This is a genomic window from Delftia sp. DS1230, from assembly GCF_040112715.1.
Lineage (GTDB): Bacteria > Pseudomonadota > Gammaproteobacteria > Burkholderiales > Burkholderiaceae_C > Comamonas > Comamonas tsuruhatensis.
Window position 1 is genome coordinate 1,668,285 of sequence record NZ_CP157763.1, and the last position, 13,917, is coordinate 1,682,201.

Here is a 13,917-nt window from a genome sequence, read left to right on the forward strand (position 1 = left end):
GCTGACATGAAGAGTGGCTGGGAAGGCCTTGCAGCCGGACGGGGCTTGGGCCCGCCCGGCCATCCCATCGCCGGCCTTTCAGCTGCGCTGCAGCTGGGGATGGCGCGCGAACAGGTCGGCCGCCCAGTCCACGAAGGCCCGCACCTTGGCGCTGAGGTGGCGGTTGGGCGGGTAGACCACGTGTATGGGCAGCGGCGGCTGGGTCCAATCGGGCAGGACCTCGACCAGTTCGCCGCTGTCGATCAGCGGCTGGGCAAAGGCCGTGACCAGCTGCGCGATGCCAAAGCCCGCCAGCACGGCGGCCGTGTAGGCATTGCTGTCGTTGGCCGCGATGCGGTAGTTGCCCGCCACCTCGATGGATTCATCGCCCCGCTGGAATTCCAGCGGGTACATGCGCCGCGTATGGCCCGAGAAGAAGGCGACGATCTGGTGCTTCGTATCCAGTTCGGACGGATGCTGGGGCACGCCATGGCGTGCCAGGTAGGCGGGCGAGGCCACGGTGACCCAGTTCATCGAGCCGATGCGGCGCGCCACCAGGGACTGGTCGCTGAGCTCGCCCCCGCGGATCACGCAGTCCACGTTGTCGCTGATCAGGTCCACCAGGCGGTCGCCCACGCCCAGGTCGATCTGTATGTCGGGATAGCGTTCGCAGAATTCGGTCAGCGCCGGAATGATGATCAGCCGGGCCATGGAGCTGCCCACGTCCAGCCGCAGCCGCCCGCTGGGCGCGGTCTGGGTGTTGACCATGCTGGCTTCGAGATCGTCGAAGTCGTTGAGCAGGCGTGCCGCGCGTTCGTAGTAGGCGGCGCCATCGGGCGTGACGGTGACGCGCCGCGTCGTGCGGTTGAGCAGCTTGACGCGCACGCGCGCCTCCAGCGCCTGGATCTGTTTGGTGACCGTGCCCTTGGGCAGGTCCAGCGAATCGGCGGCGCGGGTGAAGTTGCCGGCTTCCACCACGCGAACGAAGACACGCATGGCCTGGATCTGGTCCATGGAAAGATGCTCCTGCAGCGCCCGGCAAGGGAATGCCGGCTCGGCGGAATTCTCACACGCGCCGTGTCGGGCGATTGTTCGTGAAACGGAAACAGAGCGATGGCTGCGTTGCTATTTCAGACATGGCCGGCGCCGCCTATATTCCAACCATCGACCATTGCCGCAGGTTCGCGCCATGTCCACTTCCTCGTCGCCTCCGAACGGCCCCGCCGCCGGGGCGCAGATTGCCGAAACAGAATTCTCCATCGAGCTGCCCGAGCACGGCACCGTGGCTGCGCGCGCCTATGGCCAGCGCAGGCCCGGCACGGTCTCGCCTCTGGTGCTGCATTTCCATGGCGGCACCTTTGTCTGCGGCACGCTGGACAACGGGCGCTACATCGGCCGGCTGTTGGCCGAGGCGGGCGCCGTCGTGGTGTCGCTGGCCTACCCGCTGGCGCCCGAGCATCCGTTTCCCCAGCCCATCGAGGTGGGCTACGCCGTGCTGCAGTGGCTGTACAAGCACCGCGTGAAGATGGCGGGCAAGGGCGCGCCGCTGTTCCTCGCGGGTGAAGAAGCCGGCGGCAACCTGGCCGCCGCCGTGGCCGTGATCTCGCGCGACCGGGGCCACCCTCCGCTGGCAGGCCAGATCCTGGTGTCGCCCATGCTCGATCCCTGCACCGGCACCGCCTCGCAGCGCGAGGCCACGCCCGAGGCCGGCGAATGCCGCTGGGCCACGGGCTGGCGCGAGTACCTGAGCTGCCCCAAGGACGCCATGCATCCCTATGCCGTGCCCGGCAGCTCGCTGCGCCTGGCCCAGCTGCCGCCGGCCCTGGTGCTGGTGGGTGGCGACGACCCGCTGCGCGACGAGGCCCAGGCCTATGCGGCCCGCCTGCGCGCGGCCGGCGTGACAGCCAGCAGCCATGTGCTGCCCAGCGCGTCGAACTGGCCGCAGGCCCTGTCCGAGGCCGAGGCCTGTACGGCCTGCAGCGCCGCCGTGTCCCAGCATGTGCATGACTTCTTCGAGGCCACCATGAACAAGCCCGCAGCACCGGGCTAGGCCCCGCGCCGCCGCAGCCGGCGAACCTTGCTGCCCCCGTTTTCCCATTTCGATTCCGCCTTCCCGGCGCGTTCAGGCGCCGGGCGGGCATCGTGTTCCCTGAATTACGCAAAAAAACACCATGTCCACCCAATCCACCTCATCCTCCTCACCCTCTTCTTCCGCCTCGGCCCAGCGCAAGGGCTGGAAGCTGCCGGCCGCCGCTGCGGCCATCCTCGCCGTCAGCGCCGGCCTGTTCGGCCTGCACGGCTTCGATGCCAAGGCCGATGACGCGCCCGCCAGCGCCCAGCCCGCCGCCACGCCTGTGTCGGTGGCCACGGTCGCCGAAAGCGAGGTCACCGCCTGGGACGAGTTCTCGGGCCGCCTTGAAGCCGTGGAGCGCGTGGACATCCGCTCCCGCGTGGCTGGCGCCGTGCAGGCCGTGCACTTTCGCGAGGGCGCGCTGGTCAAGCAGGGCGATCTGCTGATCACCATCGACCCCGCACCGTATGCGGCCGAGGTCGAGCGGGCCGAAGCCCAGGTGGCCTCGGCCCAGGCACGCCAGTCCTATGCACGCAGCGAGCAGGAGCGCGCACGCCGCCTGTGGGACGAGCGGGCGATTGCCCAGCGCGAGCTGGACGAGCGCATCAACGCAGGCAGCGAGGCCGAGGCCAATCTGCGCGCGGCCCAGGCGTCCCTGCAATCGGCGCGGCTGAACCTGGGCTACACCCAGGTGCGCGCCCCCGTGTCGGGCCGCATCGGCAAGCGCGAGATCACCGTGGGCAACCTGGTGGCCGCAGGCCCGGGCGCGCCGGTGCTGACCACGCTGGTCTCGGTCAGCCCCATCTATGCGAGCTTCGATGCCGATGAGCAGGTCATCACGCGCGCGCTCAAGGAGCTGGGCGGCGGCGCGGGCAACCGCGCCAGGATCGACAGCATTCCCGTGCAGATGGGCACGGCCACGGCCGGCAGCACGCCCTTCGAGGGCCGGCTGCAGCTGATCGACAACCAGGTCGATGCCCGAAGCGGCACGGTGCGCGTGCGCGCGGCCTTCGACAACAAGGACGGCGCCCTCATGCCCGGCCAGTTCGCCCGCATCCGCATGGGCCAGGCGCGCGACAGCAGCATGCTGCTGGTCAGCGAGCGCGCCATCGGCACGGACCAGAGCAAGAAGTACGTGATGGTGGTGGGCGGCGACAACAAGGCCGTCTACCGCGAGGTGGTGCTGGGCGCCTCGGTCAACGGCCTGCGCAACGTGACCCAGGGCCTGCAGCCTGGCGAGCGCGTGGTGGTCAACGGCCTGCAGCACATCCGCCCCGGCGCCCTGGTCGCGCCCAAGGAGGTGTCCATGGATGCGCGGGCCGATGCCCGCCAGCCGGGCACCCGGCAGGCAGCCGAACAAGTGGCTGACGCAACCAAGTCCTGATCTAGCCGCACACCTTTCCTGCCTCTGAAATGCCGCCTGACCGCAGGCGGCATGGGCCGCGCTTTGCCGTGGCGGAGCCAAACACCATGAACCTATCCAAATTCTTCATTGACCGGCCGATCTTCGCGGGCGTGCTTTCGCTGCTGATGCTGATCGCCGGCCTGATCGCCATGGGCGGGCTGCCGATCTCGGAATACCCCGAGGTCGCGCCGCCATCCGTGGTGGTGCGCGCCCAGTACCCGGGCGCCAATCCCAAGGTGATCGCCGAGACCGTGGCCACGCCGCTGGAAGAGCAGATCAACGGCGTCGAAGGCATGCTCTACATGGGCAGCCAGGCCACCAGCGACGGCGTGATGACGCTGACCGTCACCTTCCGCCTGGGCACCGACCCCGACAAGGCGCAGCAGATGGTGCAAAACCGCGTCTCGCAGGCCGAGCCGCGCCTGCCGGAAGAGGTGCGCCGCCTGGGCATCACCACGGTCAAGAGCGCACCCGACCTGACCATGGTGGTGCACCTGGTCTCGCCCAACCAGCGCTATGACATCAACTACCTGCGCAACTACGCGGTGCTGAACGTGAAGGATCCGCTGGCGCGCATCGAGGGCGTGGGCCAGATCCAGATCTTCGGCGGCGGCGACTACGCCATGCGCGTGTGGCTGGACCCGCAGAAGGTGGCGCAGCGCGGCCTGTCGGCCAGCGATGTGGTGGCCGCCATCCGTGGCCAGAACGTGCAGGCTGCGGCCGGCGTGGTCGGCGCCTCGCCGGGACTGCCGGGCGTGGACATGCAGTTGTCCATCAACGCCCAGGGCCGCCTGCAAAGCGAGGAGGACTTCGGCGACATCATCGTCAAGAGCGGCTCCGACGGCGCCGTGACTCGCCTGCGCGACATCGGCCGCCTGGAGATGGGCGCGGCCGACTATTCGCTGCGCTCGCTGCTGAACAACGACCCGGCCGTGGGCATGGGCGTGTTCCAGGCGCCGGGCTCCAATGCGCTGGAGATCTCGGCCAACGTGCGCAAGACCATGGAGGCCCTGAACAAGAACATGCCCGAGGGCCTGGAGTACCGCATTGCCTACGACCCCACGCAGTTCGTGCGCGCCTCCATCGAATCGGTGGTGCACACGCTGCTGGAGGCCATCGTGCTCGTGGTGCTGGTGGTGATCCTGTTCCTGCAGACCTGGCGCGCCTCCATCATCCCGCTGCTGGCCGTGCCGGTGTCGGTGATCGGCACCTTCGCCGTGCTGCATCTGCTGGGCTTTTCCATCAACGCGCTGAGCCTGTTCGGCCTGGTGCTGGCCATCGGCATCGTGGTGGATGACGCCATCGTCGTGGTCGAGAACGTGGAGCGCAACATCGAGGCCGGTCTCACGCCGCGCAACGCCACCTACCGCGCCATGCGCGAAGTGTCCGGGCCCATCATCGCCATCGCCCTGGTGCTGGTGGCGGTGTTCGTGCCGCTGGCCTTCATCAGCGGCCTCACGGGCCAGTTCTACAAACAGTTCGCGGTGACGATTGCCATCTCCACGGTGATCTCGGCCATCAACTCGCTGACGCTGTCGCCCGCGCTGGCGGCCCTGCTGCTGCGCGGCCACGATGCGCCCAAGGACGCGCTGACGCGCGGCATGGACCGGGCCTTCGGCTGGCTGTTCCGCGGCTTCAACCGCATGTTCCACCGGGGCTCCGAGGCCTACAGCGGCGGCGTGGGCCGCGTGATCTCGCGCAAGGCGCTGATGCTGGCCATCTACCTGGCGCTGATCGCCGTGACCTTCGGCCTGTTCAAGGCCGTGCCTTCGGGCTTCGTGCCCGCGCAGGACAAGCAGTACCTGATCGGCTTTGCCCAGTTGCCCGACGGTGCCACGCTGGACCGCACGGACGAGGTGATCCGCCGCATGGGCGAGATCATGAAGGACAACCCCAACGTGGAGGACACCATCGCCTTCCCGGGCCTGTCCATCAACGGCTTCACCAACAGCTCCAACTCGGGCATCGTCTTCGCCACGCTCAAGCCCTTTGACGAGCGCAAGCGCGCCGACCAGAGCGGCGGCGCCGTGGCCGGCCAGCTCAACCAGGCCTTCGCAGGCATCCAGGACGCCTTCATCGTCATGTTCCCGCCGCCACCCGTGGCGGGCCTGGGCACGACGGGCGGCTTCAAGCTGCAGCTGGAAGACCGCGCCTCCCTGGGCTATGACCAGATGGACGCGGCCGTGAAGGCCTTCATGGCCAAGGCCTACCAGACGCCCGAGCTGACCGGCATGTTCACCAGCTGGCAGGTCAACGTGCCCCAGCTGTATGCCGACATCGACCGCACCAAGGCGCGCCAGCTTGGCGTGCCGGTGACGGACATCTTCGACACCATGCAGATCTACCTGGGCAGCCTGTATGCGAACGACTTCAACAAGTTCGGCCGCACCTACAGCGTCCGCGTGCAGGCCGACGCGCCCTACCGCGCGCGTGCCGAGGACGTGGGCATGCTCAAGGTGCGCTCCAGCTCGGGCGAGATGATTCCGCTGTCGGCGCTGATGAAGGTGGATTCCAGCTTCGGTCCCGAGCGCGCCATGCGCTACAACGGCTACCTCACGGCCGACATCAACGGCGGTGCCGCACCGGGCTTCTCTTCGGGTCAGGCACAGGACGCCATCAAGCGCATCGCGGCCGAGACCCTGCCCAAGGGCATCGACTTCGAATGGACCGACCTGACCTACCAGGAGATCCTGGCCGGCAATTCGGCGGTGCTGGTGTTCCCGCTGGCCATCCTGCTGGTGTTCCTGGTGCTGGCCGCGCAGTACGAAAGCCTGACCCTGCCGATTGCCATCATCCTGATCGTGCCCATGGGCCTGCTGGCGGCCATGACCGGCGTCTGGCTGTCGGGCGGCGACAGCAATGTCTTCACGCAGATCGGGCTCATCGTGCTGGTGGGGCTGAGTGCGAAGAACGCCATCCTGATCGTGGAGTTCGCACGGGAGCTGGAGTTCGAGGGCCGCACGCCCATACAGGCCGCCATCGAGGCCAGCCGGCTGCGCCTGCGCCCCATCCTGATGACCTCGCTGGCCTTCGTCATGGGCGTGCTGCCCCTGGTGCTGTCCACGGGCGCCGGCTCGGAAATGCGCCGCGCCATGGGCGTGGCCGTGTTCTCGGGAATGATCGGGGTGACGGCCTTCGGCCTGTTCCTGACGCCCGTGTTCTACGTGCTGATGCGCCGCCTGGCAGGCAACCGGCCGCTCAAGCAGCATGGGCCCGAGATGGAGGAAGAGGCCCCTGCACAGGCACCCGCCCACGGCCATGCCTCGGGTGGCGGCGCGCTGCCCATACCCTCTGCCGCGCGTGGCGAGCATGAATGAGCCCACACCACAAGAACAGGAACCGATCATGAAGATCCCATTGCTTTCGAAACTGTCCAGGCGTCTGCTGCCCCTGGTGGCGGCGCTGGCCCTGGCCGGCTGCGCCAGCGTGTCCCAGAGCCTGCCCGAGCTGCCGGCCGCCCCCGCCTTCAAGGAGCAGGGCGCCGCGCCGCAGGCGGGCTGGACCCAGGCCCTGCCCGCCGAAGCCCAGGCACGCGGCCAATGGTGGCTGGCCTTTGCCGACCCGGCGCTGGACGCGCTGGTGGACAAGGCCACGCTGAACAACCAGAGCATCCAGGCCGCGGCCGCACGCCTGGCCGAGGCCCGCGCCCTGGCGCGCAGCGCCAATGCCGAGCGCATGCCGCAACTGGGCCTGGGCGCAGGGGCCACGCGCGGCGCGGGGCTGGACAAGGCCTCGGGCACACGGCCTGCCACCCTGGTCAATGCGGGGCTGAACCTGTCGTACGAGGTCGATCTGTTCGGCCGCATTTCCCAGGCGGCCGACGCATCGCGGCTGGATGCAGAGGGCCGCGAGGCCCTGCTGCAAAGCACGCGGCTGGCCGTGCAGGCCGAGGTCGCGCAGACCTATCTGCAACTGCGCGCACTGGACGCCGAGCGCGCCCTGATGCGCGAGACCGTGGAGGCCTACCGCGACACGCTGCGCCTGTCGGAGCGAAGGCTGCAGGCCGGCGACATTGCCGAGCTGGACGTGGCGCGCATCCAGGCCGAGCTGTCGGCCACCGAATCGGACGCGCTGGCGCTGGACCGCCAGCGCGCCCAGGTCGAGCATGCGCTGGCCGTGCTGGTGGGCGACTCGGCCTCGCGCTTCGGCCTGGGCGAAGGCGCCTGGACCACGGCTCTGCCTTCTATTCCAGCTGGCGTGCCGGCCACGGTGCTGATGCGCCGGCCCGACATCTCGGCCGCGCAGCGCGCCGTGTTCGCCGCGCAGTCGCGCGTGGGCGTGGCGAAGACGGCATGGTTCCCCAGCATCTCGCTGACCGGCGCGGCCGGCCATGCCTCACCCGAGGTCGGTGACCTGTTCAAGTGGTCCATGCGCTCCTGGGGCGTGGGCGCCTTGCTGTCGCTGCCGCTGTTCGACGGCGGCCGGCGCGAGGCCGGCGTGCAGGCCGCAGGCGCGCAGCTCGATGCCGCGCTGGCCGCCTACCGCCAGCAGGCGCTGGTGGCCTTCCAGGAGGTGGAGGACCAGCTGTCGTCCATCCGCATCCTGCAGGAGCAGTCCACCGTGCAGGGCCAGGCCGTGGTGGCCGCCCAGCGTGCCACCAGCCTGTCGGACACGCGCTACCGCAATGGCTACGTCAGCCAGCTGGACCTGCTGGATGCCCGCCGCAGCGAACTGCGCAACCGCCGCCAGGCGCTGCAGGTGAAGTCCGCGCAGTACCAGGCCGCCGTGGGCCTGATCCGCGCGCTGGGCGGGGGCTGGGATGTGCCGGCTGACGTGCCGGTGGCCCAGGCCACGTTGCGCTGAGGCACCCTCAGGCCAGCACGTCGATGGAGCGGAACACGCGCTGCAGCACCGGGTCCGGGCTGTGGCGGCAGGCGTGGACCTGCTCCATGAGGTGGTGCACGAAGCGCTCGGCCACCCAGGGCAGGGGGCCGTGGCCGCGCTGGACCACGCCCACCGTGTGGGGCTCGAACTGCTCGCGCAGGGACAGCGGCACCAGGGTGCCCTGGGGCACGCCCGATTCGATCAGCGGCCAGGGGCAGAACGAGAGCATGTCGCTGTGCGCGATCAGGTGCAGCAGCAGCGATGCCGAATGCACCAGGTGGATGTGGCCCACTGGCACGGGCAGGCCGTGGCGCAGGAACAGGCGCCGCACCAGGTCGTCTTCTTCAGGCGGCGTGTAGTTGAGCAGCCAGTCGCAGTCCATCAGCTCGGCCAGCGAGCGGGCGCCTGCCAGCGGATGGCCCGTGCGGGCCACGACGGTGGCGTCGTAGCGGAACAGCGGCGTGCCATGCAGGTCGCCGCCCGAGGGTCCCGAGGGCACGCGGCCGATCAGCAGGTCCAGCGTGCCTTCGCGCAGGCGCGGATGGGCCACGGCCGACAGGCCCTCGAACAGCTCCAGCCGCACCTGGGGCAGTTCGGCGCGGAAGGCGCGCAGCACATGGGGCAGCAGGCTCTGGCCCACCCAGGGCGTCACGCCCACGCACAGGCGCGCCACGGCGCAGGTGTCGCGCAGGCGGGCCATTTCATCCTCGGCCTGGGCCATCTGCCCGGTGATCAGCTGGGCATGGCGCAGCAGCGTCCGCCCGGCCGGCGTGAGGACGATGCCGCTGCTCTGGCGCTCGAACAGCGCAAGGCGGTGGCCTTCCTCCAGCTCGCGCAGGGCCTGGGTGATGGCCGACTGGGTGATGCCCAGCGCGCGTGACGCGGCGCGCACGCTGCCGCAGCCGGCCACGGCGACGAGGTAGCGCATCTGGTGCAGCTTCATTGCGGGGCCGGCATCGGGGTGGGGCTGGGAATTCATGGGCCGATCTTGCAGGTTTCGTGCCATGGCCGCCATCCCTGCCATTGCTGTGATCGGCGCATGCCGGGGGATGACAGGCAATGCCTGGCAGGGCAGGCGCTGGCGGTCTTCCGCCCGCTGCCCACGCTTCCTAGACTGCGGGCATGAACATTGACCCGCTCGTTTCCACCACGGCCGAAGCCGCCGATCCGGTGCTTGCCGGCATTCGTGCCACGCAGGCCGAGATGGTGGCCCTGCGCCATCACCTGCATGCCCATCCCGAACTGGCCTTCGAGGAGTTCGCCACCAGCGACTTGGTGGCCGAGCGCCTGGCCTCCTGGGGCTATGAAGTGCACCGAGGCCTGGGAGGCACGGGCGTGGTCGGCACGCTGCGCTGCGGTTCGGGCACGCGCCGGCTGGGCCTGCGCGCCGACATGGATGCGCTGCCCATCCACGAGCAGACCGGCCTGCCCTACGCCAGCCGCCATGCGGGCCGCATGCATGCCTGCGGGCACGACGGCCATACCGCCATCCTGCTGGCCGCCGCGCGCGAGCTGGCCCAGGCACGCGGCTTCGACGGCACGCTGCACCTGATCTTCCAGCCGGCCGAGGAGGGCCTGGGCGGGGGCCGCAAGATGGTGGAGGACGGCCTGTTCGAGCGCTTCCCCTGCGATGCCATCTTTGCGCTGCACAACATGCCGGGCTTTGCCGAGGGGCAGTTCGGCTTTCGCGAGGGCTCGTTCATGGCCTCGTCGGACACGGTGATCATCACCGTGCGCGGCAAGGGCGGCCATGGCTCGGCCCCCCATCTGTCGGCCGACCCGGTGGTGGCGGCGGCCCACCTGGTGCTGGCGCTGCAGACCGTGGTCTCGCGCAATGTCGATCCGCGCGACATGGCCGTGGTCAGCGTGGGCGCCATCCATGGCGGCGATGCGCCCAACGTGATCCCTGGCGAGGTGGAGCTGCGCCTGTCCGTGCGCGCCTACCGGCCCGAGGTGCGTTCCCTGCTGCGCGAACGCATCACCGCGCTGGCCCATGCCCAGGCCGCCACGCTGGGGGCCGAGGCCGTGGTGGACTACCGCTGGCGCTATCCGGCCCTGGTCAACGATGCGGCCAGCACGGCCTTCGCCCGCGAGGTGGCGCGCGACTGGCTGGGCGAGCAGGCGCTGATCCCCGGCCTGCAGCCGCTGACGGGCAGCGAGGACTTCTCCTTCATGCTCGAACAGTGCCCTGGCAGCTATCTGATCGTGGGCAACGGCGTGGGCGACACGCATGGCACGGGCGGCTGCATGGTCCACAACCCCGGCTACGACTTCAACGACCGCATCCTGCCGTTGGCCGCCACCTACTGGGTGAAGCTGGCCCGGCGCTTTCTGTCCGCCGCCTGAAGCGCCGCGCCCGCGCCGGATTCCTTTCACGACTTCACCTGCGATTGCCACCATGCGCACTGCATTTCCTCTCTTCTCCGAGGCCCGCCAGGCCCTGAGCCGCCGCAGCCTCCTGGGCGCAGCCGCGCTGGGGCTGGCCCTGCCGGCCGCTGCCCAGGGCGGCTTTCCTGCCAAGCCCTTGAAGCTGGTCGTCGGATACCCGGCCGGTGGTTCGGTGGACCTGGTCGCCCGCGTGGTGGGCGATGCGCTGGCCGCGCGGCTGCGCGGCACGGTGGTGGTGGACAACGTGGGTGGGGCGGCCGGCGCCATTGCGGCCCAGCGCGTGGCCTCGGCACCGGCCGATGGCTACACGCTGCTGGTGGGGGCCAGCAACGAGCTGGTGGCCACGCGCATCGTCAACCCCGCGCAGCGCTACGACGGCCGCCGCGATTTCACGCCGCTGGGCCTGGTGGCCACCGGCCCGCTGATCCTGGCCGCACGCCCGGGCCTGGGCGTGAAGACCCTGGCCGAGCTGCTGGAGCTGGCGAAGCGCCAGCCCGGCAAGCTCAGCTACGGCAGCTCGGGCGTGGGGTCAACCCTGCATTTCGCGGGAGAGCTGTTCAAGCAGCGCGCCGGTGTTTCCATCACCCATGTGCCCTACCGCGGCGTGGCGCCGTTGACCAGCGACCTGGCGGGCGGCAGCCTGGACCTGGCCATGCTCTCGCCCACGGCGGCGCAACCGTTTCTGCAGAGCGGGCGCATCGTGCCGCTGGCGGTCACCAGCGCGCAGCGCCTGTCCGCCTTGCCCCAGGTTCCAGCCATGGCCGAACTGGCGCCGCTGCGCGGTTATGAATTGGTGGGCTGGTTTGCGCTGATGGCGCCGCGCGGACTGCCCGCCGCCACCGCGCAGCGCATCACGGCGGCCCTTCAGGAGGCGCTGGCCGAGCCCGCCGTGCGCAAGCGCCTGGAAGATGCCGGCATGGTGCCGGCCTCGGGCCGCGAGGACCTGGCGCGCTTGATCGCCGAGGAAGACCGCAAATACGAGCAGCTGGCGGCCTTCGCGAACATGCGCGACTGACGGTGTAGACGGCTCTGACGGCGCTGGCGGCAGCCTCGCAGGTTCAGCGACCGCGCAGGAACAGCGCGTCCAGTTCCTTCATGCTCATCTGCCGCCAGGTGGGGCGGCCATGGTTGCATTGGTCGGAGCGCTCGGTGACTTCCATCTGGCGCAGCAGGGCGTTCATCTCGTCCAGCGTCAGGCGGCGGTTGGCGCGCACGGCGCCGTGGCAGGCCATGGTGGCCAGGATCTCATTGCGCGCGCGCTGCACCACGGTGCTGGCGTCGTGCTGGGCCAGCTCGGCCAGCACGCTGCGCGCCAGCTCCACGGCATCGCCCTGGGCCAGGGTGGCGGGCACGGCACGCACGGCCAGGGTCTTGGGAGAGAAGGGCGAGACTTCCATGCCCAGCGCCTGCAGCGTCTCGCCATGGGCCTCGGCCGTGGCCACTTCCTCGGGCGTGGCGGCGAAGGTGGCGGGAATCAGCAGCGGCTGGCTGGGGATCTGTTCTGCCGCATTGACGGCATTCTTGAGCTGCTCGTAGACGATGCGCTCGTGCGCCGCATGCATGTCCACCACGACCATGCCCTGGGCATTCTCGGCCAGGATGTAGACGCCGTGGATCTGGGCGACGGCGCGGCCCAGGGGCCAGACGGGCTCGTCGGACGCTGCCGTGGCCGCTGCGGATGATGTGCGGGGCGCAGAGAAATCCGCAGGAGCAGGCTCGGCAACGGCAACAGTCGGGGACTGGACGGCCGGCGCGTAAGCCGGGGGCGCGTAGCTGACGGGGGCCAGGGCAGCAGTGGGCACAGCGGGTACAGCGAGCACGGCTGGCTGCTCGGCGGCCAAGGCCTGGGCCGGACTTGCAACCGTTGCGGCTGCGGACTCGCGCATGGGGGCCCACAGCCCCGCCATATTGCTGACCTTGTGGCCGCCTTGCTCATCGCCAAAGCTCATGCGGGCCTGGGGCCAGGCGGGCATGGATGCCTTGGGCGCCGTGGCCGGCGCTGCCGCAGCGGCGGGCGCAAGCTCGGGCGTGCGCGCGGCCTCTTCGGCAGCCGCAGCGGCTGCTGCGGCGGCACGCGGTGCGGCCAGCGCGTTCTCTATGGCGTGGCGCACGGCCTGGTGCACCTCGCGGCTGTCGCGAAAGCGCACCTCGATCTTGGTGGGGTGCACGTTCACGTCCACGCGCGCGGGGTCGATCTCCACATACAGCGCATACACGGGCTGCTTGTGGCCGTGCAGCACATCCTCGTAGGCGCTGCGCGAGGCGTGGGTCAGCACCTTGTCGCGCACGAAGCGGCCATTGACGTAGCAGAACTGGTGGTCGGGCCGGGAGCGCGCCGCATCGGGAATGCCCGCGCGGCCCGTGACATGGACGGCGCCCGACCAGTGCTCCACGGTCACGGAGTTCTGCACGAAGGCGTCGCCCAGCACATCGCCCAGGCGGCGCGCAAGGGCTTCGTCCGACATGCTGCCGGCGGCACGCCACTGCTCGACCAGCTTGCCTTCGTGCCAGATGGCAAAGCCCACGTCGGGCCGGGCCAGGGCATGGCGGCGCACGGACTCTATGCAGTGGGCCAGCTCCGTGGCATCGCTCTTGAGGAATTTGCGGCGGGCCGGCGTGGAGAAGAACAGCTCCTTGACCTCGACCGTCGTGCCCTGGTTGCGCGCGGCGGGGCGCAGCTCGCCGCTGCGCGCATCGAGCAGATAGGCCGAGTCCTGGCCCGCAGGGCGCGAGAGGATGGACGCCTCCGACACCGAGCAGATGGCCGCCAGCGCCTCGCCGCGAAAGCCCATGGTGGCCACGGTCTCCAGGTCGTGCAGATCGGTGATCTTGCTGGTGGCATGGCGGCGCAACGCCACGGGCAGCTCATCGCGCGGGATGCCGCCGCCGTCGTCCTCCACCGAGATCAGGCGCACGCCGCCGGCCAGCAGCCGCACGTTGATCTGGCGGGCACCGGCATCCAGGGCGTTGTCCACGAGTTCGCGCACCACCGAGGCAGGACGCTCGACGACTTCGCCGGCCGCGATCTGGCTGATCAGCTCGTCGGGCAGGTCACGGATGGGGCGGCGGGGAAGGGTGTCGGGGGAGGGGGTGGATGCGTTCACAGGGCAATTCTAGGGGCTCGCATCCACCGCTTGAGGCCTGTGGGAATGGGGTCGGAGTGCCTTGGGCACGCGCAAAAAAAGGAGCCGCACAGGCGGCTCCAAGAGGCGTCCCCGGCCACAAAGGCCAGAGCTGGGGGCACTCTTTG

Annotated in this window: 9 protein-coding genes; 6 read left to right on the plus strand and 3 right to left on the minus strand. The window is 70.0% G+C overall.

What is annotated here, in order from left to right; genetic code table 11:
* Positions 1-78: 78 nt before the first annotated feature.
* Positions 79-993 (minus strand): LysR family transcriptional regulator, encoded by a 915-nt coding sequence (locus AAN986_RS07520; RefSeq protein WP_016447676.1) that lies wholly within the window; start codon positions 991-993, stop codon positions 79-81.
* A 175-nt stretch (positions 994-1,168) separates the two neighbouring features.
* On the opposite strand from AAN986_RS07520, the gene AAN986_RS07525 reads away from it, so the two are divergent.
* The 4 genes from AAN986_RS07525 to AAN986_RS07540 all read left to right on the plus strand — a co-directional run bounded on the left by AAN986_RS07525 (position 1,169) and on the right by AAN986_RS07540 (position 8,258).
* A complete protein-coding gene (locus AAN986_RS07525; RefSeq protein WP_047217348.1) occupies positions 1,169-2,029 on the plus strand; it encodes an alpha/beta hydrolase in 861 nt (286 codons plus the stop codon).
* Positions 2,030-2,150: 121 nt separating this feature from the next.
* Complete coding sequence (locus AAN986_RS07530; protein WP_016447674.1) at positions 2,151-3,434, plus strand: efflux RND transporter periplasmic adaptor subunit; 1,284 nt, start codon at positions 2,151-2,153, stop codon at positions 3,432-3,434.
* A gap of 86 nt (positions 3,435-3,520) precedes the next feature.
* Complete coding sequence (locus AAN986_RS07535; RefSeq protein ID WP_047217347.1) at positions 3,521-6,772, plus strand: efflux RND transporter permease subunit; 3,252 nt, start codon at positions 3,521-3,523, stop codon at positions 6,770-6,772.
* Between the two features lie 28 nt (positions 6,773-6,800).
* Positions 6,801-8,258 (plus strand): efflux transporter outer membrane subunit, encoded by a 1,458-nt coding sequence (locus AAN986_RS07540; protein WP_047217346.1) that lies wholly within the window; start codon positions 6,801-6,803, stop codon positions 8,256-8,258.
* 7 nt (positions 8,259-8,265) lie between these two features.
* Here AAN986_RS07540 and AAN986_RS07545 read toward each other — a convergent pair whose 3' ends face one another.
* A complete protein-coding gene (locus AAN986_RS07545) occupies positions 8,266-9,285 on the minus strand; it encodes a LysR substrate-binding domain-containing protein (protein WP_047217422.1) in 1,020 nt (339 codons plus the stop codon).
* Between the two features lie 116 nt (positions 9,286-9,401).
* On the opposite strand from AAN986_RS07545, the gene AAN986_RS07550 reads away from it, so the two are divergent.
* Positions 9,402-10,625, plus strand: coding sequence for a M20 aminoacylase family protein (locus AAN986_RS07550; RefSeq protein ID WP_047217345.1), 1,224 nt, complete (start codon positions 9,402-9,404; stop codon positions 10,623-10,625).
* A gap of 52 nt (positions 10,626-10,677) precedes the next feature.
* Positions 10,678-11,682, plus strand: a complete 1,005-nt coding sequence (locus AAN986_RS07555; protein WP_047217344.1) for a tripartite tricarboxylate transporter substrate-binding protein — start codon at positions 10,678-10,680, stop codon at positions 11,680-11,682.
* Positions 11,683-11,725: 43 nt separating this feature from the next.
* Here AAN986_RS07555 and mutL read toward each other — a convergent pair whose 3' ends face one another.
* Positions 11,726-13,771 carry a DNA mismatch repair endonuclease MutL gene (gene mutL / locus AAN986_RS07560; RefSeq protein WP_349335604.1) on the minus strand — a complete coding sequence of 682 codons (2,046 nt, stop codon included), beginning with the start codon at positions 13,769-13,771 and terminating at the stop codon, positions 11,726-11,728.
* Positions 13,772-13,917 lie beyond the last annotated feature (146 nt).